The organism is Streptomyces sp. NPDC008125 (assembly GCF_042957125.1).
In the GTDB taxonomy this organism is placed as follows: Bacteria; Actinomycetota; Actinomycetes; order Streptomycetales; family Streptomycetaceae; genus Streptomyces.
Map to the genome: position 1 here is coordinate 37,437 of NZ_JBIBHR010000003.1, position 19,471 is coordinate 56,907.

Annotated in this window: 21 protein-coding genes and 1 pseudogene; 15 read left to right on the top strand and 7 right to left on the bottom strand. The window is 71.2% G+C overall.

All coding sequences use genetic code 11. The annotated features are described in order from the left end of the window. Positions 1-179 precede the first annotated feature (179 nt). The 9 genes and pseudogenes from ACFZAX_RS05375 (at position 180) to ACFZAX_RS05415 (ending at position 5,608) form a co-directional block, all read left to right on the top strand. Complete coding sequence (locus ACFZAX_RS05375; protein ID WP_390959335.1) at positions 180-2,009, top strand: 5'-nucleotidase C-terminal domain-containing protein; 1,830 nt, start codon at positions 180-182, stop codon at positions 2,007-2,009. A gap of 309 nt (positions 2,010-2,318) precedes the next feature. Then, on the top strand, positions 2,319-2,666 hold the full coding sequence (locus ACFZAX_RS05380; protein ID WP_390959337.1) for a hypothetical protein: 348 nt from the start codon (positions 2,319-2,321) through the stop codon (positions 2,664-2,666). A 485-nt stretch (positions 2,667-3,151) separates the two neighbouring features. After that, positions 3,152-3,589 carry a DUF6325 family protein gene (locus ACFZAX_RS05385; RefSeq protein WP_390959339.1) on the top strand — a complete coding sequence of 146 codons (438 nt, stop codon included), beginning with the start codon at positions 3,152-3,154 and terminating at the stop codon, positions 3,587-3,589. Between the two features lie 22 nt (positions 3,590-3,611). Beyond that, a complete protein-coding gene (locus ACFZAX_RS05390; protein WP_390959340.1) occupies positions 3,612-3,902 on the top strand; it encodes an SHOCT domain-containing protein in 291 nt (96 codons plus the stop codon). A gap of 93 nt (positions 3,903-3,995) precedes the next feature. Then, positions 3,996-4,103, top strand: a pseudogene (locus ACFZAX_RS05395) (GntR family transcriptional regulator); the annotation flags it as partial. A 63-nt stretch (positions 4,104-4,166) separates the two neighbouring features. Then, positions 4,167-4,655, top strand: coding sequence for a hypothetical protein (locus ACFZAX_RS05400; RefSeq protein ID WP_390959342.1), 489 nt, complete (start codon positions 4,167-4,169; stop codon positions 4,653-4,655). Next, positions 4,634-5,041, top strand: a complete 408-nt coding sequence (locus ACFZAX_RS05405) for a Rid family hydrolase (protein ID WP_390959344.1) — start codon at positions 4,634-4,636, stop codon at positions 5,039-5,041. Before ACFZAX_RS05400 ends, ACFZAX_RS05405 begins: the two co-directional genes overlap by 22 nt. A 50-nt stretch (positions 5,042-5,091) precedes the next feature. After that, a complete protein-coding gene (locus ACFZAX_RS05410; RefSeq protein WP_390959346.1) occupies positions 5,092-5,262 on the top strand; it encodes a hypothetical protein in 171 nt (56 codons plus the stop codon). 124 nt (positions 5,263-5,386) lie between these two features. After that, positions 5,387-5,608 (top strand): hypothetical protein, encoded by a 222-nt coding sequence (locus tag ACFZAX_RS05415; RefSeq protein WP_390959348.1) that lies wholly within the window; start codon positions 5,387-5,389, stop codon positions 5,606-5,608. Between the two features lie 127 nt (positions 5,609-5,735). On the opposite strand, the gene ACFZAX_RS05420 is transcribed toward ACFZAX_RS05415, so the two are convergent. Continuing rightward, positions 5,736-6,107 (bottom strand): FKBP-type peptidyl-prolyl cis-trans isomerase, encoded by a 372-nt coding sequence (locus ACFZAX_RS05420; protein WP_390959350.1) that lies wholly within the window; start codon positions 6,105-6,107, stop codon positions 5,736-5,738. Positions 6,108-6,263: 156 nt separating this feature from the next. Then, on the bottom strand, positions 6,264-7,151 hold the full coding sequence (locus tag ACFZAX_RS05425; RefSeq protein WP_390959351.1) for an SAM-dependent methyltransferase: 888 nt from the start codon (positions 7,149-7,151) through the stop codon (positions 6,264-6,266). A gap of 263 nt (positions 7,152-7,414) precedes the next feature. Between ACFZAX_RS05425 and ACFZAX_RS05430 the strand changes: the two genes are divergently transcribed. The 4 genes from ACFZAX_RS05430 to ACFZAX_RS05445 all read left to right on the top strand — a co-directional run bounded on the left by ACFZAX_RS05430 (position 7,415) and on the right by ACFZAX_RS05445 (position 12,297). Beyond that, positions 7,415-7,999, top strand: a complete 585-nt coding sequence (locus tag ACFZAX_RS05430) for a methyltransferase domain-containing protein (RefSeq protein WP_390960059.1) — start codon at positions 7,415-7,417, stop codon at positions 7,997-7,999. A gap of 975 nt (positions 8,000-8,974) precedes the next feature. Beyond that, the gene (locus ACFZAX_RS05435) at positions 8,975-9,244 is read left to right on the top strand and encodes a hypothetical protein (RefSeq protein ID WP_390959352.1); all 270 of its coding nucleotides are present in this window, start codon (positions 8,975-8,977) and stop codon (positions 9,242-9,244) included. Beyond that, entirely contained in the window at positions 9,237-9,860 is a 624-nt protein-coding gene (locus tag ACFZAX_RS05440) for a DUF6879 family protein (RefSeq protein WP_390959354.1), read from the top strand. The genes ACFZAX_RS05435 and ACFZAX_RS05440 overlap by 8 nt, the downstream gene beginning before the upstream one ends. Before the next feature lie 196 nt (positions 9,861-10,056). Continuing rightward, positions 10,057-12,297, top strand: a complete 2,241-nt coding sequence (locus ACFZAX_RS05445; RefSeq protein ID WP_390959356.1) for a tetratricopeptide repeat protein — start codon at positions 10,057-10,059, stop codon at positions 12,295-12,297. A gap of 31 nt (positions 12,298-12,328) precedes the next feature. Here ACFZAX_RS05445 and ACFZAX_RS05450 read toward each other — a convergent pair whose 3' ends face one another. From ACFZAX_RS05450 to ACFZAX_RS05470, 5 genes are all read right to left on the bottom strand, one after another. Continuing rightward, entirely contained in the window at positions 12,329-13,741 is a 1,413-nt protein-coding gene (locus ACFZAX_RS05450; RefSeq protein ID WP_390959358.1) for an ATP-binding protein, read from the bottom strand. After that, a complete protein-coding gene (locus ACFZAX_RS05455; RefSeq protein WP_390959360.1) occupies positions 13,738-14,466 on the bottom strand; it encodes a response regulator in 729 nt (242 codons plus the stop codon). The genes ACFZAX_RS05450 and ACFZAX_RS05455 overlap by 4 nt, the downstream gene beginning before the upstream one ends. A 140-nt stretch (positions 14,467-14,606) precedes the next feature. Continuing rightward, a complete protein-coding gene (locus tag ACFZAX_RS05460; RefSeq protein WP_390959361.1) occupies positions 14,607-15,830 on the bottom strand; it encodes a trypsin-like peptidase domain-containing protein in 1,224 nt (407 codons plus the stop codon). A 97-nt stretch (positions 15,831-15,927) separates the two neighbouring features. After that, positions 15,928-16,971, bottom strand: a complete 1,044-nt coding sequence (locus ACFZAX_RS05465) for a substrate-binding domain-containing protein (protein WP_390959363.1) — start codon at positions 16,969-16,971, stop codon at positions 15,928-15,930. Between the two features lie 70 nt (positions 16,972-17,041). After that, a complete protein-coding gene (locus tag ACFZAX_RS05470) occupies positions 17,042-17,902 on the bottom strand; it encodes a winged helix-turn-helix domain-containing protein (RefSeq protein ID WP_390959365.1) in 861 nt (286 codons plus the stop codon). Positions 17,903-18,202: 300 nt separating this feature from the next. Here ACFZAX_RS05470 and ACFZAX_RS05475 point away from each other — a divergent pair, with 300 nt between their 5' ends. Further along, positions 18,203-19,087, top strand: coding sequence for an alpha/beta fold hydrolase (locus tag ACFZAX_RS05475; protein WP_390959367.1), 885 nt, complete (start codon positions 18,203-18,205; stop codon positions 19,085-19,087). A 121-nt stretch (positions 19,088-19,208) separates the two neighbouring features. Then, positions 19,209-19,463: a MoaD/ThiS family protein gene (locus tag ACFZAX_RS05480; protein ID WP_390959368.1), complete on the top strand. Its 255-nt coding sequence runs from the start codon at positions 19,209-19,211 to the stop codon at positions 19,461-19,463. Positions 19,464-19,471: the final 8 nt, after the last annotated feature.

Below are 19,471 nucleotides of genomic sequence, written 5' to 3' on the forward strand. Positions count from 1 at the left end.
CGGGCGAGGGGTTCCCGGGTTGGGCGAAATGGTCGAACGACGCGGGTTCTGACGGGAAAGCAACCAGCTCGTAACTCCGAAAGCCTGTCGCGCTACGCGCGTTGACCTTAGGCTGCGGCACGAAAGACACAGACATGTCAACACCACGTACCTCACGCTGAACACTCACAAGGGGACCGATGTCAGCGACTGTGAAGAAGAACCGCGCAGCCCGGCGGCTGCTCGCCCTGGCGGCCGGGGTGGCCACGGTGAGCGCGATCGCCGTGATGCCGGCCGGCGCCCACGGCCGTGGCGACGACCACGCCCACGGCAAGAGCTCCGGACACGGCCGGCCGGCCGACAAGACGGTCGACGTGCAGCTGCTCTCCTTCAACGACCTGCACGGCAACCTGGAGCCGCCGACCGGATCGTCCGGCACCGTCTCCGAAACGCAGGCCGACGGCACCGTGAAGTCGGTGACCGCCGGTGGCGTCGAGTACCTCGCCTCCTCGCTGCGCACCGCGCGCAAGGGGCACCCGTACTCCGTCACGGCGGCGGGCGGCGACATGGTGGGCGCGAGCCCGCTGCTCTCCGGCCTCTTCCACGACGAGCCCACCATCGAGGCGCTCAACGGCCTGGACCTGGACGTCACGACCGTCGGCAACCACGAGTTCGACGAGGGCATCGACGAGCTGACCCGCCTCCAGAACGGCGGCTGCCACCCGGTCGACGGCTGCTACGAGAAGGGCAAGAAGTTCCAGGGCGCGGACTTCCCCTACCTCTCGGCCAACGTCACCAGCGAGAAGACCGGCAAGCCGGCCCTCAAGCCGTACTGGGTCTGGAAGAAGAACGGCGTCAAGATCGGCTTCATCGGGGTGACCCTGGAGGGCACGCCGAACATCGTCACGGCCAACGGCGTCAAGGGCCTGAAGTTCCACGACGAGATCGAGACGGTCAACAAGTACGCCAAGGAGCTGGACCGCCAGGGCGTCAAGTCGATCGTCGCGCTGATCCACGAGGGCGGGGCCCCGGCCTCCGGCGCGTACAACTACGACTGCGACAGCCCGGGTGCCGGCGCGGGTGTCTCCGGCCCGATCGTGGACATCGCCAAGGGCATCTCCCCGAAGGTCGACGCGCTGGTGACCGGCCACACCCACACCGCGTACGTCTGCACCATCCCGGACCCGGCGGGCAAGCCGCGCATGGTCACCTCGGCCGCGTCCTTCGGCAAGCTCTACACGGACACCACCCTCACCTACGACCGCCGCACCGACGACATCGTGCGGACGTCGGTGAAGTCGGCGAACCACGTCGTCACCCGTGACCAGGCCAAGGCCTCGGACATGACCGCGCTCATCGCCCGCTGGAACGCGCTGGCGGCCCCGATCGCGGGCCGCCCGCAGGGCTTCATCAGCGCCGACATCAACGGGCGCGGCTCCACCGCCCTGGAGAAGCCGCTCGGCGACCTGATCGCCGACGCGCAGCTGGAGGGCCTGTCCCCCGCCGGCCAGGGCGGTGCGCAGGTCGCGTTCATGAACCCGGGCGGCATCCGTGCCGACCTCGTCTACGCGGGCGCCTCGGGTGAGGGCGACGGAGTGGTGACGTACGGCGAGTCCTTCACCGTGCAGCCGTTCACCAACATGATGAACGTCGTCGACCTGTCCGGCGCCAACCTGATCGCCACGCTCCAGCAGCAGGTCAGCGGCCTCAACGAGGCCAGCCCGAAGATCCTCCAGGTCTCCGAGGGGCTCACCTACACGCTCGACCTGACGAAGACCGGCGCCGCCCGCGTCCCGGCGAGCAGCATCGAGCTGAACGGTGAGGCGATCGACCCGGCGAAGACCTACCGTGTCGCGATGAACGAGTTCCTCGCGGGCGGCGGTGACGGCTTCCCGGCCCTCGCCCTCGGTACGAACAAGCTGGTCGGCCCTTCCGACCTGGACGTCTTCAACGCCTACCTGGCGGCCCACTCCACGGCCTCCGCCCCGCTGGCCCCGCCGGTGACGGACCGGATCACGATCGTGCAGTAGTGGTTCCGTAGTGCAGGGGGCGGTGGGCCGAGGACGGCTCACCGCCCCTTCCGCTTGCGCCGCCGCCGCCGCTGCTGCTGCTGCTGCCGTCCGGCCGGGGCCGGCCTTCCGCCCGGGACCAGTCCGCCGTCCGGAACCGGACGCCGAGCTTCCCTCGTCTGTCGTGGGCATGAGCGTGGTGGGCAGGAGCGTGGTGCACATGTGCGTGGTGGGCAGGTGCGTGGTGGGCATGAGCGTCGTGAGCATGAGCGTCGTCGGCATGAACGAGAGACCGGGCGGAGTACCGAGCCGGGACCCGTTGGTACGCGGATGAGTGCCTCGGACCGTCCCAGTGGCGCTCCCGGCTGTCTCCTCGCCGGATTCGGTGCGATGGCCGCGCCGCTTCTCTGGGCGCCACGGGCCGCCATCAATGTCGAAGGCGGCCTTGAGGGCCATGCCCGGGACCTGAGCGTGCTCTGGATCGACCTTCCCCTCGTCGTGCTCGGCGGTGCGGTCGTCCCGCTGCTGGTCTGGGCATTGACGCGGCGTCTGACGTACCGGCGCCGGACGTACCGGCCCTGGGTGCCCGTCCTGGTGGCCGTGGCCGCCTTCGCCCTCGGGAGCTGGGGACTCCTGGAGTGGTGGACGCCGCGCGGGGACGTCTGGGGCGACCCGTAGAAGCTCCTGGCGCACTGCGGCCGGCACCCTCGTGGATTCCTGCGGGGCCTGCCCGATGGGCGAGGCGGGCCGGGAGAACGTCCGGTACCCGTCGCCGACCACGGTTGCGCTGATGGACCTGGTCCAGGGCCGTAAGAAGCTGGCCTCCTCGGGTACGGGCGGCCGGCGGCACAGCGCCGGGATGACGGCCTTCTGCGCCGGGCACGGCATCACCGCCGACAGGGAGGTACCGCCCTCGGCCCGCGTCCAGGAAGCCCGAGGGCCTGGACCGCCTTGCCCGTGGCGATGTCCGCCACCGTTTCGTCCTCGGCCTCGCCGGCCTGGAACGGCCCGCATCCTGAGGCGCGCGTCAGCGGTCGCGGCGGCCCGACGTGCCGCGCCGCCCCGCCCGGAGGGCGGCGGGCTCCCGTGCCGGGATGCGGTTCCGCCGGCACTCCTTAGACTCGCAAACGCGGCTCATCGCACCCTCTGAGAGGTTGATGCACATGCCCACCAGTCTGAAAGCCGACAGCGTCGGTCCTGTGGACGTGGCTGTCGTCGTCTTCGAAGGCGACCGGTTCAACGGTGACATCGCCCCCGCGCTCCGCGATCTCCACGACTCCGGCACCGTCCGTCTGCTGGACCTGGCCTTCGTCCGGAGGAGCCCGGAAGGGACGGTCGACATCGTCGAACTCGAGGACGCCGAGGTCGCCGGGGCCTTCGGACGGACCATCGACGGTCGGTTCGACCTCCTGAGCGACGAAGACCTGCAGGGCGTGGCCGGGGATCTCGGGCCCGGTTCCTCGGCTCTCGTCGTGGCGTGGGAGAACACCTGGGCCTCCCGTCTCGCGGCCGCTCTGCGCGGCTCGCACGGAGAGATGGTCTTCCTGGAACGCATTCCCCGCGAGAACGTCGAACGCGCCATCGCCGCCCTCGACGAGTGACGACACGGAAGAAGGAATGATCATGCCTCGACGCATGGGACGACCGGGCCTCCTCGGCACGATGGCCCGCACGGCTGTGATCACCGGTACCGCGAGGTCGGTCTCCAACCACATGCAGCCACGCGCCGACGAACGGTACGCACAACAGGCCCCGCCCCAGGCGTACGCCGCTCCGGCGGCCCCCGCGGCACCGGCGACCCCTGCGGCACCGGATCGGGTGTCACAGCTCACCGCGCTGGCGGACCTCAAGTCGCAGGGGCTGCTGACGGACGAGGAGTTCGCCACCGAGAAGGCCAAGGTGCTGAACTCCTGAGCCCGCCGCCTCGCGCGGATGGTTCAAGGGGCCGGGTCCTTCGCCGATGGCAGGTGGGTGCGGTGTGCCGCCGCTCGGCGGGACCCGGGTGCGCTGGAGGAGGCGGCGCTGGCCCGCGACGCCGACACCGCAGCCGCGGTCCTGGCTCAGCACCTCACCCTGACAGCTGCGGCGCTGGCCGACGATCCAGCTCCGGCCTGATCCCCGCCGAGTTCCTTCTGCTGCGAACGGGTCACCTACCGCACGGTCGAAGCCGACCAGATCGTGGACGCCGCGCACTGCACCACCGGGACCGCGCTGGAGGCGATCCGCCGGGTCCGGGACGAGGTGCGTGCCATCGCCGCCCAACTCCCGGTCGACGAAGAGGTGGAGGCCCGGCGCTGGGACGAGGGCGGCGGCTGTATCGGGGCGCTCGGCGCGCTCCACCGGGGCGAGGCGTGCGGGTTCGCCCTGCGGCACGGGGCACCTGGAGCGAGTGGACGTTACGCCCCCCGAGGCGCGGCCGACAGGCTCGTCCGTGAGGAGGTGGGCCCCGGTGTCCGCTGCGAGGGGCCGGACGTGGTGCCGGTGCTGCCCGATGACGTCGGCCGGCGTGACCGCCGCTGGGTCTCCGAGGCTTCCGCCCCCCTCGTCGTCCTGCCAGGTGCGGCGAAGGAAAAGGGAAGGCGGAGCCGGCTGGTCGTTGGCAGGATGTCCGCGCTCAGCATCCGATGGGAAAGGACCCGACCCCCATGGCTCGTGCCGTCACTCTGATCCGCTCCGCCTCCTTGTCCGACGTCGAATACGCCTACGCGGCCACGGCGCCCGCCGAGGCGCGCCTGATCTTCCTCGCCGGGGCGTGTCCGCTGAACGACGACGGTTCCACAGCAGCGGTCGGGGACTACGCGGGCCAGGCGGCGAAGGCCATGGAGAACATGCAGGCCGCGCTCTCGGCCGCAGGCGCGGCACTCCAGGACGTCATCAGCACCCGGGTCCTCGTCGCGTCGACCAGGCAGGAGGACCTGGTGGCTGCCTGGCAGGTGGTCCGGGACACGTTCGCCGACCACGACGTTCCCAGTACCTTGCTGGGTGTCACCGTGCTCGGATACAAGGACCAACTCGTCGAGATCGAGGGCGTTGCGGCCGTGCTGGACTCCTGAGGCGCGGAAGACTCTCGGCAGACCGAACCGTATGCGAAGAGAATGACCCGGTGCTCATCGCGCAAGCCGTCCTGGAAACCTCGGACACCGCCGACTTCTCTCTCTGGCCGGTGGCCGACCTGCCGCCCTACCGGTTCATGGCTCTGTCGGGTCGTATGTCCTCGCTCGAAGTCGGGAGCGCGTTGACCGTGCTGACCGACCACAACGCGCGGGGCGGATGACGACGACGTCCCCCCCGCCCGACGCCGGTCGGGCGATTCGGGGCCTGCTGGAGACGGGCACGGTCATCGCACCGGGAGGACTGCGCATCCACGACACCCGGACCGATGTCACCGCCGGGCCGGGATGCTGCTGCGGCCTGGAGGACTGGAGCTGCGGGGCTTCCTCGCGCTCACCGGGCGGTGGGCCGCGCGCCATGTTCCGGCTCTCGCCGGGGAGCTGGTGGCCAGACTCGACGAGGGCCTGACCATCCGCGCGCCGCTCACCATCGGGGCGCCGCTGACCATCCGCGCGCCGCTCACCATCGGGGCGCCGCTGCCGGGGGCCCCTGGCCCGGAGGAGCCGTAACAGGTCACACGGTGTGGGGCAGGGGCCGGTCATCGAAGGTACTGCCCGGCCCCGAACCGCCCCGATCGGTTCCGACTGGCTCCGTACAGACCCGATCCGGTCGGCGAGGCCGGGCAGCCAGTCCGTCTCAGACGCCGATCAGGTCCACGACGAAGATGAGCGTCGAGCCCGCCGGGATCAGCGGGGAGGGCGACTGGTTGCCGTACGCGAGGTGCGCGGGGATGGTGAGCTTGCGACGGCCGCCGACCTTCATCCCCTCGACGCCCTGGTCCCAGCCCTTGATGACCCGGCCGCCGCCCAGGGGGAACCGGAACGTCTGCCCGCGGTTCCAGGAGGCGTCGAACTCCTCTCCGGTCTCGAAGGTGACGCCCACGTAGTGGACCTCGACCACGGCGCCGGCCTTCGCCTCGGGGCCGTCCCCCACGGTGATGTCTTCGATCTGCAGCTCGGTGGGAGCGTCGCCGATCGGGAAGTCGATCTCGGGCTTCTCCAGGCTCATTGCCACTCATTCCTGCCCGCCGGAAGTCTCCGGCCGGGCGATCAAGCGCCGTACGGTCACTCCGTGCGGCATGGTGATCACGCTACCGAACCCGATCGGCGGGTGAGACTTCCGCCCCTGGGGCCGGGCGGACCGCCGTGTGGGGCCGGAGAGGGATCACCGGTGTCCGGTGAGGGCCACGGCAACGCGACCCGAGCGCAGCGACGCACGGCCCCGCGCGCCGGATTCCAGGCGCTCCGAGATGGCCAGCAGGTCTTCGTCGGAGACGACCCGTAGGCCGTTCCCGGTGAGGAGGGCGGCCATCTGCTGCGGCTTCCACAGCGAGCGCCACGGCTCCTTCGCCGTGACGGAGCTGCTCAGTACGCGCGCCACCAGCCGGCCCACGGAAGCCTTCAGCGACGGGCCCTGGTAGTTGAGGACCAGTGTGCTCCCCGGCGCCGAACTGCCGACGACCGCGCGCACGGTGGTGCGTACATCGGCGCGTGTCAGGTACGGGACGACCCCCTCCCACAGCCAGGTCGTCGGCACGGACGCGTCGTGACCGGCGGCCCGGAGCGCGCTGCCCAGGTCGTCGGCGGTGAAGTCGACGGGGGTGAAGCGCACCGAACGAGCCGTGGCGAGCAGGGGGCCCGGGTCGGCAAGGCGGTCCTGCTTGTCCTGCTGGGACGCGGGGTGATCGACCTCCCACACGTCCGTATCCGCGAGCTCCGCCAGCCGCCACGCGCGCGTGTCCAGACCGGCACCGAGCACCACCAGCTGGGGGCTCGGGTGGGCGCGCAAGGCGTCGTCGATGGCGACCGTACGCGGCACCATGATCTCCGCGCAGGCCCGCACGCTCTCGTACGCCGCACGGTCCTTCCAGCTCTCCGCCTCGGCGGGAGCGCCCGCGCGCACCTCGTCCACGGGGACCCGCTCCGCGGGGCGCAGCATCCGTGCCGCCACCGGGTCGGCGAACCGGCCCACCGCGAGCCTGCCGTCCGCCGCCGCCCGGGCCTGGCACACCAGGACCGCGGTGCGGCTTGCCGTACGCTCGATGCCACTCATGAGGGGTAGTGAATACCACGTTCGTACGGTGATCGCCGGACGGGTCCACCGGGCGTGTGGGGCGATCACCGACGGCGGCGCAGGCGCACCCGGCGGTACCCGGAAGCGTTCGAAGGCGGGCGGGTGTAGCTTCCTCTGCCGTGGCGGATCACCAGGAACACCCGGAACGCTCGAAGCGCCCTGAGCACCCGGAGCACGCAGAGCACGCAGAGCACCCGAAGCACCAGGACGAGACCAGGGCGGCCTACGACGGATTCGCCGAGCTGTACGCCTCGCAGTTCGCCGACCGGCTGGAGACGCGGCCGTTCGCGCGGAACATGATCGGCACCTTCGCCGAACTGGTGCGCGCTACGGGGAACGTGCGGGTCGCCGACGTCGGATGCGGGCCAGGGCACATCACGGCCATGCTGGCCGAACTCGGCCTGGACGCGATCGGGTTCGACCTCTCCCCGGGCATGGTCGACCGCGCCCGGAGAGACCGTCCGGGACTGCGGTTCGACGAAGCGCGCATGGAGGCGCTGCCGGTCGAGGACGGTGCGCTCGGGGGCGTGCTGGCCCACTACTCGATGATCCACACCCCGCCCGGGGTGTTGCCCGCGCTCCTCGCCGAACAGGCGCGCGTACTGGGTCCAGGGGGCCTGCTCCTGGTCTCGTTCTTCGGGACCGAGGGAACGGAGCCGGTCCGCTTCGATCACAAGGTCACGCCTGCCTACAGCTGGCCGGTGGACCGGCTCGCGGAGCTGGTGACCGGAGCCGGGTTCGTCACGGTCGCCCGGCTGCTCCACGACCCGGCCTCCGAACGGGGCTTCCTCGACGCCCACCTGCTGGCCCGACTCCCCCTCCGGTAGGGCGGCGTCGTGGGCCGTGGGGCAGACGCACCGCCCGAAGAGTCGGAGACACGTCAACGTTGGGGCGCAACCCGTCAGAGGTGCATCAAGGGCACACACCACCGGAGTTGGATCTTCCTCTTGTCGGCCCGGTGAGGATCCGGGAGCGGACCGGCGGTGCGGAACCGGCGACGGCTTCGGCGTGGCACCCCACACGGGACGGTGTGGTGCGTGAACCCACGTCACGTCGTACCGCGCGGTCACCCTGCCCGCCCTGCTCGTCCACACGGACCGGCCGGTGCCGGTGCGGGCCTGTCGCCTCTCCTCCCGGACAACGACGGCCGAATGCCGGCGCGTGGGAGTGGACCCTCCCCCGCGGTGGGTAGGCCGAAGCGAGGGGACCGGGGAGTGGGCAGACGGGGGGGCGGGGTGGATCCTGTGTCCGCAGGGAAGCTGGCGGCGTTGGCCGGCGGGGCCGGAGGCGAGTCGGAGCGCCAGACATGGGCCGCGCTGAGTGATCTGGTGCGGAGGCCGTTCAGCCGCCCAACGGGCTCCGCGGCCCCCGGCGTGGCGGAGCTCCGGGCACTGGGCGAGGCGCCGGGCGAACCGGCGCGCGCGGAGGTACTGCGCGGCGTCCTCCTGGCGCGAGCCGTCGAGGATCCGGAGTTCGCCGCCGCACTGGCCTCGTGGCTCCGCCGGACGCCGCTGTTGTCCGAGGGGTCGGTGACCAACACGGTCAGTGGCGGCACTCAATACGGTTCCGTGGTCCAAGGCCGGGACTTCTGCTCCGACATCACCTTCGGGAGCCCTCCAGCCCCCCACCACAGGGAAGGCGACGCGTCGGGGCGGCACTCAGGATGCGCGTGATGCGCCCGCGGTGCCTCAAGGCCTGCCATGGAGTGCGTCGCGGGCTGGCTGGTTTTCCGGTGCACGTGTCCGGGGCCCGGCTGGTACGTTCGGGGCACCGTCGGTGATGCACTGAATACTGGAGCGTTCGTGGCACGCAGATGGGAAGCCGATCCGTCCGCGCTGTTCGTCAAGCGCCTCGGCAAGTCGGCGGCGGAGTTGGGAAATTCCAAGGATGAGGATGACTGCCCGGACATCTGGCAGTTGAGCAGTGGCGATGTGGTCGTGATTGGTCGCGACCTCACCGACCACTACCGGTCGCACCTGCCGAGCGGGGTGACCGTGGGGCCGGACGAGCGATTGGTCGTCATCCCGGGCAACCTGCTGAGTGCGGCGAAGGAGGACATCCCCGATGCTTGATCTCCTCGCTCCGGAGCTCCCTGACGGGCGGGGCGAGCGGCTTGCCCAAGAGGAGTACAAGCGGGGCTTCCGGGAGCGGCGGGCCGCTCTCCGTGATGGCGCGGCCTGGAAACTCGAGCGGTTGCAGCATTTCGAGGAGACGAACGACGACAGCCGGGAGGCGCTCCGGCAGGGGGACTGGCCGTCTGCGCTGAGGCTGTTCGAGGCCGAGCGTGACGCCTTGGTCCGCAGGGCCCGGAACGATGCGGCGCGGGGGGTGGTCTTCCACCGTATCCGTGTGGTCGAGGTGCCTTTGACGCCATACGTGCAGTGGGAGTTGCACTGGCTCCGGCTGACCGCGGAATGCGGGCACAGCGTGCGCGTGCTGCCCGCTTCCGCGGTCACGGCGGCCGAGGCGGGCTCGCCGCTGCCGGAGCTGGTCCTGCTGGACGAGAGCACTCTCTACCGGGTGCTCTACAGCGATGACGGCCGACCGGACGGCGCGGTCCGTTTCGTCGACTCCAGCACGGTGCGGAACTGGACGGAGTACCTGCGAGAGCTGTACGGGGCTGCCGAGGACGTCCAGGAGTACTTCGACCGGGTCGTGGCCGCCCTGCCCCCGCCACCCGCTGCCTGACCAGGCCATCGATCGACATGCCGACCGGGAGAAGCGGACCGACCGAGGGAACGGACGGGCCGCAGGTGCGCGGAACGACCTCTCGGGGTCGTCCCACGATGTCGTACAGGCCGGGAGTGTCACCGGTGACATCCACTTCCACCGGGGAGCCGTCACGGAACCGTCGCGGCCCGTCCCGCGCCAACTTCCAGGTGGCGTGCGCACGTTCGTCAACCGCTCCGCCGAGCTGGGACAACTGAACGCCGTGCTCGCCGACCGATGCGGCGGGCACTCCGTCGGCTCCGTTCATACGGTGGCCGGCACGGCGGGGGCGGGCAAGACCTCGCTGGTCCTGCACTGGGCGCACCGGGTCAAGGACCAGTTCCCGGACGGCCAACTCTTCGTCGACCTTCGCGGGTACGACCCCGGAGATCCGGTCACCGCCTCGCAGGCGCTGCGGAGATTCCTGCGGGCTCTGGGTGTACCTGGGGCCGAGCTTCCCCAGGACGTCGACGATGCGTCAGCGATGTACCGTTCACTTCTCGCCGACCGCCGGGTCCTGGTCCTTCTGGACAACGCGGCAACGGTCAGCCAGGTCCGGCCGCTGCTTCCCGGTGGTGGGGGCAGCCTCGCCGTGGTCACCAGCCGCAGCCGCCTGGCGTCCCTCTCGGTACGGGACGGCGCCCACAGGATCACCCTGGGCACACTTCCGGGACCGGAGTCGGTCATGCTGCTGCGGGCAGTCACCGAGGGCTACCGGCCCGAGGACGACGCGGGCGAACTCGCGGAACTGGCCCGTCTCTGCGCTCATCTCCCCCTCGCGCTACGGATCGCCGCCGAGCGGGCCGCCAGCCAGCCCTACATGCGACTCGACGATCTCATCGGCGATCTGCGTGACGAGTCCGTGCTCTGGGAAGCCCTCAGTACCGGCATCGATGAGGAGGCTGAAGCCATCCGTTCGGTCTTCACCTGGTCCTACCGTGCGTTGCCCGCGCACTCGGCCCGCCTCTTCCGGCTCCTCGGACTGCACCCCACGGGGGAGTTCGGCGTCGCGGTCGCCGCAGCCCTCGGCGATCTCCCGGCCGGCCGGACGCGTCGGCTGCTCGACGATCTCGTCGGCGCTCACCTCCTGGAGCAGACCGCCCCGGACCGGTTCCGTTTCCACGACCTGCTCCGCGCTTACGCCACCGACCTGGTTCGGGCGGAGGAATCCCCCGACCAGCGACAGGCGGCGAGAGGCCGCGCCCTGAGCTGGTATCTCCACACCGCGGACGCCGCCCGGACCTGGCTCTATCCGGCCGAGGGGCACCTGCCGCTGCCGGAGGCCCCGCCAGGGGTCACGCCGCTCGTCTTCGCCGACTACGACGCGGCCGTCGACTGGTCGGAACGGGAACACCTCACCTTCCTTCCTGCCGTCCGTGACGCCGCCCGGCACGGGCTGGACCGGACCGCCTGGCAGCTGGCGACTCTCCTGTGGTTCGCACGGCCACCCTCCTCGTCGGAGCGCGAGTGGCTGGAAATGGGTCGCATCGGAGGGGAGGCGGCCGCGAGGCAGGGAGACTGGGGAGCGCAGTGCCGACTGCTCATCAACACCGGCATCGCGCACAGGGCCCTGAACAACTTCTCCGAAGGCTTGGAGGCGCTCGGGCAAGCGGTCGCCCTGGCCCGCAGCGCACAGAGCCGGGGAGACGAGGCCCGGGCCCTCAACCTCGTCGGGCTGATCCATCTGCGGCGGCGCGAACTCGACCTGGCAGAGGCTCACTTCGTACAGGCCATGTCCGTGTTCCGCGACCTCGGCGACGGTCGGCGGGCCGCCACCGTACTGTCCAACATCGCCGGCGTGCGCCTGAGTGCCGGCCGCCTGCCCGAAGCCGCTTCAGCCGTCCACGAGGCACTGGCCGCGCACCGGGCCCTGGGCAACCGGGGAGGTGAAGGCAACATCCTGAGGGTCGAAGCCGAGCTGCGACTCGAAGAGGGAGACATGGAGGCCGCACGGCAGTCCATCGACGAGGCGCTCGACATCGCCCTCGCCCTCCGCGACGACACCCGCGAAGGCTTCTGGCTCCTCACCCGCGGCGACATCCAACGCAGCACCGCCCGGTACGACGACGCCCTGACCTCCTACCAGCGCTCCGCCCTGCTCCACCGGCGCCTCGGCGACCGCAGTCGCGAAGCCCTCGCCTGGCGCGGCACGGGCCGGACGTACGCCGTGACGGGCCGCCACGGTGAGGCCGTCGCCTTCCACCGCCGTGCTGCCGCCGTCCACCGTTCTCTCGGGGACACCTGGCAACTTGCTCTGGAACTCGACCACCTGGCCACCGTCGTCCAGGCGGACGACCCGGATGCCGCCCGCTCCCACTGGTCCGAGGCCCTGACCTGCCTGAGCGCTCATACCGACCCCAGGGCAATGTCCGTCCGCTCACGCATGGAGACGCTGGTGAACCGGGCCGCTGGTTGAAGGCGGCCCGGAGCGGACGCGGCGCCCGCCCTCACACGATCTCCGGCGGCGGCGTGGGTGCCCCCGGCAGCCGGATGACCGCCTCCGTGCCGTTGCCGCCCTCGGCCGGGTGCAGTGCGACCTCGCCGCCGGACTGCTGGACGGAGCGGGCGACGATCGACAACCCGAGGCCGGAGCCGGGGAGCTGGCGGGCGGAGGGGGAACGCCAGAAGCGTTCGAAGACGTGCGGGAGGTCGTCGGCGGGGATGCCGGGGCCGTGGTCGCGCACCGTCAACTCGCCCCGGTCCAGGGTGACGTCGATGGTCCCCCGGGGCGGGCTGAACTTCACCGCGTTGTCCAGGACGTTGACGATCGCCCGCTGGAGGGCGGCCGGTTCGCCGCGTACGTACCAGGGGGCCAGCTCGGCGGTGATGGTCAGCTCGGGGCCGCGGAGCCGGGCGCGCTGCAGGGCGGTACGGGTGATGTCGTGCAGGCCCACCACCTCCAGCGGGCCGGGCTGGGCGGCGTCCGGGCGGGCGAGTTCCTGGAGGTCGCCGATGAGCGCGGCCAGCTCCGTCATCTGGGCGGTGACCGAGGCCAACAGGGCCTTGCGGTCGTCGGGCGGGATGGCCCGGCCGGTCTCCTCGCTGCGGGCCAGCAGTTCGATGTTGGTACGGAGCGAGGTCAGCGGGGTGCGCAGCTCGTGGCCGGCGTCGGCGATCAACTGCGACTGGCGGTCGCGGGAGGTCGCGAGGGAGGCGGTCATCGAGTTGAAGGAGCGCGACAGCCGGGCGATCTCGTCCTCGCCCTCCACCGGGATGCGGACGGTCAGGTCCTCGGTACGGGCGACGTGCTCGACGGCCAGGGTCAGTTCGTCCACCGGGCGCAGACCCGAGCGCGCCACCCACATGCCGGCCGCCCCGGCGGCGACGACGCCGATGCCGGAGACGAGGAGCAGCAGCCAGGCGAGCGCGGAGAGCGGGTCGTCGACCTCGCTCATGGGGCGGCCGATGGTGACCGCGGTGTCGGTGGGGGGCCGGGTGAGCAAGTGGTAGGTGTAGACCCGCATCCGTACGCCGTTCTCGGCGGTCTCGGTGTGCAGGGCGTACCGTTCCCGGCCTTCGGCGACCGCCGTGTCGGCGCTGGTGACGGGGAGTTTGGCGGAGTCGTCGACGGCGCAGACGGTGCCGTTCGAATCGATGAGCTGGACGGAGACGCCTCCCACGAAGGGCGGCGTCTGCTGCTGGTTGTCGTTGTTGCAGGAGGCGAGCAGGCCGCCGACCGAGTCGTCACCCAGCCGGGAGCTGCGCAGCGAGTCGTCCATGCGGTGTTCCAGCTGCTGCTTGGTCACGAACCAGCAGGCCACCGCGACCGCCGCGACCGCGACGGCCACCGCGAGGGCGACCAGCAGGGCGAGGCGGGACCGGAGTGGCAGGGTGCGGAGCCGGTTGAGCAGGCGCTTCACCCCTCACCGCCGGAACGCAGCGCGTACCCCACCCCGCGCACGGTGTGCACGAGGCGGGGCTCGCCGGCGGCCTCGGTCTTGCGGCGCAGGTACATCACGTACACGTCCAGGGAGTTGGAGCTGGGCTCGAAGTCGAAGCCCCAGACGGCCTTGAGGATCTGTTCGCGGGTGAGGACCTGGCGCGGGTGCGCGAGGAACATCTCCAGCAGGGTGAACTCGGTACGGGTCAGCTCGACGGGGCGGTTGCCCCGGGTGACCTCGCGGGTGGCGAGGTCCATGCGCAGGTCGGCGAAGGAGAGCACGTCGTCGTCGGCGATGTCCGTGCTCGCCGCCGCCGCGTAGGAGCTACGGCGCAACAGGGCGCGGATGCGGGCGAAGAGCTCGTCGAGCTCGAAGGGCTTGACCAGGTAGTCGTCGGCGCCCGCGTCGAGGCCGGTGACCCTGTCGCCCACGGTGTCGCGGGCGGTGAGCATGAGGATGGGCGTGGTGGTCCCGGTGGCCCGGATGCGGCGTGCGGCGGTGAGGCCGTCCATCCGGGGCATCTGGATGTCCAGCACGATGAGGTCGGGGTGGTACGCCTCGGCCTTGGTGAGGGCGTCGTAGCCGTCGACCGCGACCTCGGTGGCGTACCCCTCGAACGCGAGACTGCGCTGCAGCGCCTCGCGTACGGCGGGTTCGTCGTCGACGATCAGGATGCGCTGGGGATCGTCTTCGGCGGGGCTCATCGCTCGGCGTCCTCTTTCTCGGTTCGGCTACGGCGCCGCGGCTGCTCGTCGCGGCTACGGGTGGTCTCAGCCTCGCACGCCGGGCGGGGCGATCAGGGGTACGTCGGAGTGATCGCCAGGTCCGTCCGTCCGGGTTCCCGTCAGGAGCCGTCGCCGGAGCGCAGGGTCTCCAGGTCGGCCTTGACCGTGTTGACGGGGATGGCGAAGCCGAGGCCGACGCTGCCGGCGCTGGAGCTGCTGGTGCTGCTGGACGAACTGGGGGAGTACATGGCGGAGTTGATGCCGATGATCTGGCCGTTCATGTTGATCAGCGCGCCGCCGGAGTTGCCCGGGTTGAGCGAGGCGTCGGTCTGGAGCGCCTTGTAGGTGGTGGTGGTGGAGCCGGTGTCGCCGTTGAACTGCTGGCCGCCGAACTCGAACGGCCACTGCTGCTCGCCGCTGCCGCCCTGGCCCTGGCTCCCGAAGCCGCCGAAACCGTCCGAGCCGCTGGAGCCGCTGGAGTCGGAGGAGCCGGAGTCGCTCTCTTCCTTCGCGACCGTGACGTCCCGGTCGAGCGCGGAGATGATGCCGCTGGTGACGGTGCCGGTCAGGCCCTCGGGGGAGCCGATCGCCACGACCTGGTCGCCGACCGCGACGTCTCCGGAGTCGCCGAGGGTGGCCGTCTTCAGGCCGCTCGCGTTCTCCAGCTTGATGAGGGCGAGGTCCTTGTCCGGGTCGGTGCCGACGACGTCCGCGGTGTAGGTCTTGCCGGTGGAGAGGGTCACCTTGATCTGGGAGGCACCGGTGATCACGTGGTTGTTGGTGACGATCTCGCCGTCCGAGGTGACGACCACGCCGGAGCCGGTGGAGTCGCCCGCGGTGGAGGTGGCGCCGATCTCGACGATCGCGGGGGAGACGGCCGCCGCGACCCCGGCGACGGTGCCCGCACTGCCGGCCGAGACGGTGGTGCCGCTGACGACGCTGCTCGCGCTGGTGCTGCCGGAGCCGTTGTCCGAGAGCTCGCCGACCAGGGTGGCGGTGCCGCCGCCGATCGCCGCTGCCGCGATGGCGACCGCCGCGAGCAGGGCGTAGGGCCGCTTCACCTTCCGCGCGGGCTTCTCGGGGAGCGGGGCGGGAGCCGGGTAACCGGCGTACTCGGGGAAGTCCGGGAACCCGGCGCCGCTGCCGCCGCCCGCCGCACCGCCCGGCCACACGGTGGTTCCCGGGTCCAAGGCGATCGGCCGGGCCGGCTCGTACGCCGGGGGCGGCGGGTACGCGCCGTCGGCGGCCGGCTCCTGCGCGGGGTACGACTCGGTGCCGTACGAGTCGCTGCCGTACGTGGGATACGTCGGGTACTCGCCGCTCGGGCGGGGGCTCTCAGTCATGAGGAAAGCGTGTCCGCGGAACATGAGAAGAGCCTGAGCCCCCGCTGAGAAGGCGGGCAGAACCTCGTAGGGGCCGGATAAGCCCCTGGCCCGGCGGTTACGGCCGCAGTACCGAGGGCTCCCCGCAGCCGCAGGACCTGCGGACCACGAGCGCGGACGGGAACTGCTTCAGCCGCTCCCGCCGGGAGCCCGAGACGCGGAGCGAGTCGTCGAGGACCAGATCGACGGCGGCGCGCGCCATCGCCGGGCGGTCCGAGAAGACCGTGGTCAGCGGCGGGTCGGTGAGCCCGGCTTCCTTGACGTCGTCGAAGCCGGCGACCGCCAGCTCGCCGGGCACGTCGATGCGCAGCTCGCGGGCGGCCCGCAGTACGCCGATGGCCTGGTCGTCCGTGGAGCAGAAGATGGCCGGCGGCCGGTCGGGGCCGGCGAGCAGCCCGAGGGCCACCTGGTAGGCGTCGTAACGGTTGTACGGGGCCTGGAAGAGGCGGCCCTCGGTGGAGCGGCCGGACTCGTGCATCGCCCTGCGCCAGCCCTCGACGTGGTCGGCGACCGGGTCGCCGACGGACGGGGTGGACTCCATGCCACCGAGGCAGGCGACGTACGCGTAACCGTGTTCCAGCAGGTGGCGCGTCGCGAGCTGGGCGCCGCCGACGTCGTCGGTGACGACCGCGACGTCGTCGATGGCCTCGGGGCGCTCGTGCAGCAGCACCACCCGGGCGTCCCACGCCTCGATCTCGGCGGCGGCCCGCTCGCTGGGGCCCTGGCTGACCAGGATCAGCCCGGAGACCCGCATGCCGAGGAACGCCCGGAGGTAGTGGACCTCGCGCTCGTCGCGGTAGTCGGAGTTGCCGACGAGGACCATCTTTCCGCGCTCGGCGGCGGCCTGTTCGACGGCGTGCGCCATCTCCGCGAAGAACGCCTGCCGGGCGTCCGGCACGATCATCCCTATGAGGTCGGTCCGCCGCGACGCCATCGCCTGGGCGACCCGGTCGGGCCGGTAGCCCAGCTCCTTGATGGCGGCGAGTACCCGCTCGCGTGTGGCCGGGGCGACCGGCCTGGGTCCGTTGTTGATGACGTAGCTGACGACCGCGGTCGACGTACCCGCCAGTCTTGCCACATCGTCCCGCGTCACCTTGGCCACGCGCGGCAGTCTACGCGGATGGAACCAGGGGGTGTCCCGCGCGTCCACCGGGGATCGCGGGACACCTCACTCACCCCTTGACGTGCTCCACCACGGGCTCTTCGGCCGCCTCGACCGCCCCGGTTCCCTCCGGAGACGTGCCGTTCCCCGACGCCGTGTCCGAGGACGCCGTGGTCGCGGACGCCGGGTTCGAAGATGCCGGATTCGAGGACGCCGGATTCGAGGACGCCTGCTTCCGGCCCTCGCCGGACCGGTCGGCCTTCTCCGGTGCGACGAAGCGGTAGCCGACGTTGCGGACCGTGCCGATGAGCGACTCGTGCTCGGGGCCGAGCTTGGCGCGCAGCCGTCGTACGTGGACGTCGACCGTGCGCGTACCGCCGAAGTAGTCGTAGCCCCAGACCTCTTGGAGCAGCTGGGCGCGGGTGAAGACCCGGCCCGGGTGCTGCGCGAGGTACTTGAGCAGCTCGAACTCCTTGAAGGTCAGGTCGAGGACCCGGCCCTTGAGCTTCGCGCTGTACGTCGCCTCGTCCACGGAGAGGTCACCGTTGCGGATCTCCATGGGGGAGTCGTCGGCGGTGATCTGCTGGCGTCCGGTCGCGAGCCGGAGCCGGGCCTCGACCTCGGCCGGTCCCGCCGTGTCCAGCAGGACGTCGTCGATGCCCCAGTCGGCGGTGACGGCCGCGAGACCGCCCTCGGTGACGACGAGGATCAGCGGACAGCCGGGGCCGGTGGAGCGGAGTAGCTGGCAGAGGGAGCGGACCTGCGGGAGGTCCCGCCGTCCGTCGACCAGGATGACGTCGGCACCGGGGGTGTCGACGAGAGCGGGTCCCTCGGCGGGGGCCACCCGCACGCTGTGGAGGAGAAGACCGAGGGCGGGAAGCACCTCCGTCGACGGTTGAAGGGCATTCGTCAGGAGCAGCAGTGAGCTCATCGCCGCTCACCTGCCTCGGTCGTCGGTCGATCGTGGTGCACGTTTCGCTCGCCCATTACGTCGGTCCTCCTCGTTCCCTGCGAGAGGGGCACTCCCGGGTCGGACCCGGGGGAGTATGCGGCACTTCTTCGTACTGCTGTATGGCCAGGCCCTGCGGCATTCGTCATACAGGTTTTACGGTGCGGTCCCGCGCCCTGGGACCGCTGAGCTTGTTGAAACGTCTCCGTAACAACGCGCGGAAAGCACAAAAGGATCCGGGGGCTTCACTGCCCGGATCCTCTTCGCAGCAGAATAGCCCACATGAGTTCACTCTCCGAGGGTCGATTCGTGAGTTCTTCTGTTCCCTTGATCACGCGAACCCCGCAGTACGCCACATTGCTCACCGATGACGGGGTCCCGGTGGAGGCGGTGTACGAGCCGTGTACGGCAGGTTCGGGACAGGGGGCGGGAGGGGTCGCGGAGCAGTCGGCGATCGTGGTCGCGCACGGGTTCACCGGCTCGCTCGACAGGCCCGCCATCCGGCGTGCCGCCGGGGTGTTCCTGCAGCGTGCGGCGGTGGTGACCTTCTCCTTTAGGGGCCACGGAAAGTCCGGTGGAAAGTCCACCGTGGGGGATCGCGAGGTCCTCGATCTGGCCGCCGCGGTGGCCTGGGCGAGGTCTCTGGGACACCGCAGAATCGTTACGGTCGGGTTCTCCATGGGCGGCTCCGTGGTGCTCCGGCAGGCCGCCTTGTATACGAAGGAATCCGTAGGCGATGAGGGGGCCGTTCGGGGGGTGGCAAAATCCGCCGGCCCCGCGCACGTGGACGCGGTGATCTCCGTCAGCTCCCCGGCCCGCTGGTACTACCGGGGCACCGCGTCGATGCGCCGGCTGCACTGGATGGTCACCCGCCCCAGCGGACGGCTGGTCGGCCGGTACGGGCTCGGCACCCGCATCCACGACCGGGACTGGGACCCGGTGCCGCTCTCCCCGGTGGCGGCGGTGCCGTTGATCGCGCCCGCCCCGCTGCTGGTGGTGCACGGCGACCGCGACCCGTACTTCCCGCTGGACCACCCCCGGATGCTGGCCGGTGCGGCGGCCGGGGGAGCCGCCGAACTCTGGCTGGAGCGGGGCATGGGACACGCCGAGAACGCGGCGGACGAGTCGCTGCTGGGCCGGATGGCCGACTGGGCCGTCGGCGCGTGACCCATCATGGACAGCGCGCGCGGAACGGCCGGGCGTGTGGTTCCGCGTGACGCATGTGGCTCGTGCGATGTGTGTGGCGCGTGTGACGGAACGACGGACGGACGACGAAAGGGGTGCCGCCATGGCGGCGGGCACGATCCGCTACTGGGCCGCGGCCAAGGCCGCCGCGGGCACGGCCGAGGAGCCGTACGCGGCGACGACACTGGCCGAGGCGCTGGACGCCGCGCGGAGACGTCACCCCGGAGAGCTGGTGCGCGTGCTGATGAGGTGCTCGTTCCTGGTCGACGGCGATCCGGTCGGCACGCGGCGGCATGAGACGGTACGCCTTGCCGAGGGCGGCACGGTCGAGGTGCTCCCGCCGTTCGCAGGAGGGTGAACCGGAGA

Bases quoted from the DNA above. Each gene is read 5' to 3' on its own strand.
- ACFZAX_RS05375 (WP_390959335.1), top strand. From the start codon at position 180: ATGTCAGCGACTGTGAAGAAGAACCGCGCAGCCCGGCGGCTGCTCGCC.
- ACFZAX_RS05380 (WP_390959337.1), top strand. From the start codon at position 2,319: ATGAGTGCCTCGGACCGTCCCAGTGGCGCTCCCGGCTGTCTCCTCGCC.
- ACFZAX_RS05385 (WP_390959339.1), top strand. From the start codon at position 3,152: ATGCCCACCAGTCTGAAAGCCGACAGCGTCGGTCCTGTGGACGTGGCT.
- ACFZAX_RS05390 (WP_390959340.1), top strand. From the start codon at position 3,612: ATGCCTCGACGCATGGGACGACCGGGCCTCCTCGGCACGATGGCCCGC.
- ACFZAX_RS05405 (WP_390959344.1), top strand. From the start codon at position 4,634: ATGGCTCGTGCCGTCACTCTGATCCGCTCCGCCTCCTTGTCCGACGTC.
- ACFZAX_RS05415 (WP_390959348.1), top strand. From the start codon at position 5,387: ATGCTGCTGCGGCCTGGAGGACTGGAGCTGCGGGGCTTCCTCGCGCTC.
- ACFZAX_RS05420 (WP_390959350.1), bottom strand. From the start codon at position 6,107: ATGAGCCTGGAGAAGCCCGAGATCGACTTCCCGATCGGCGACGCTCCC.
- ACFZAX_RS05425 (WP_390959351.1), bottom strand. From the start codon at position 7,151: ATGAGTGGCATCGAGCGTACGGCAAGCCGCACCGCGGTCCTGGTGTGC.
- ACFZAX_RS05440 (WP_390959354.1), top strand. From the start codon at position 9,237: ATGCTTGATCTCCTCGCTCCGGAGCTCCCTGACGGGCGGGGCGAGCGG.
- ACFZAX_RS05455 (WP_390959360.1), bottom strand. From the start codon at position 14,466: ATGAGCCCCGCCGAAGACGATCCCCAGCGCATCCTGATCGTCGACGAC.
- ACFZAX_RS05460 (WP_390959361.1), bottom strand. From the start codon at position 15,830: ATGACTGAGAGCCCCCGCCCGAGCGGCGAGTACCCGACGTATCCCACG.
- ACFZAX_RS05470 (WP_390959365.1), bottom strand. From the start codon at position 17,902: ATGAGCTCACTGCTGCTCCTGACGAATGCCCTTCAACCGTCGACGGAG.
- ACFZAX_RS05475 (WP_390959367.1), top strand. From the start codon at position 18,203: ATGAGTTCACTCTCCGAGGGTCGATTCGTGAGTTCTTCTGTTCCCTTG.
- ACFZAX_RS05480 (WP_390959368.1), top strand. From the start codon at position 19,209: ATGGCGGCGGGCACGATCCGCTACTGGGCCGCGGCCAAGGCCGCCGCG.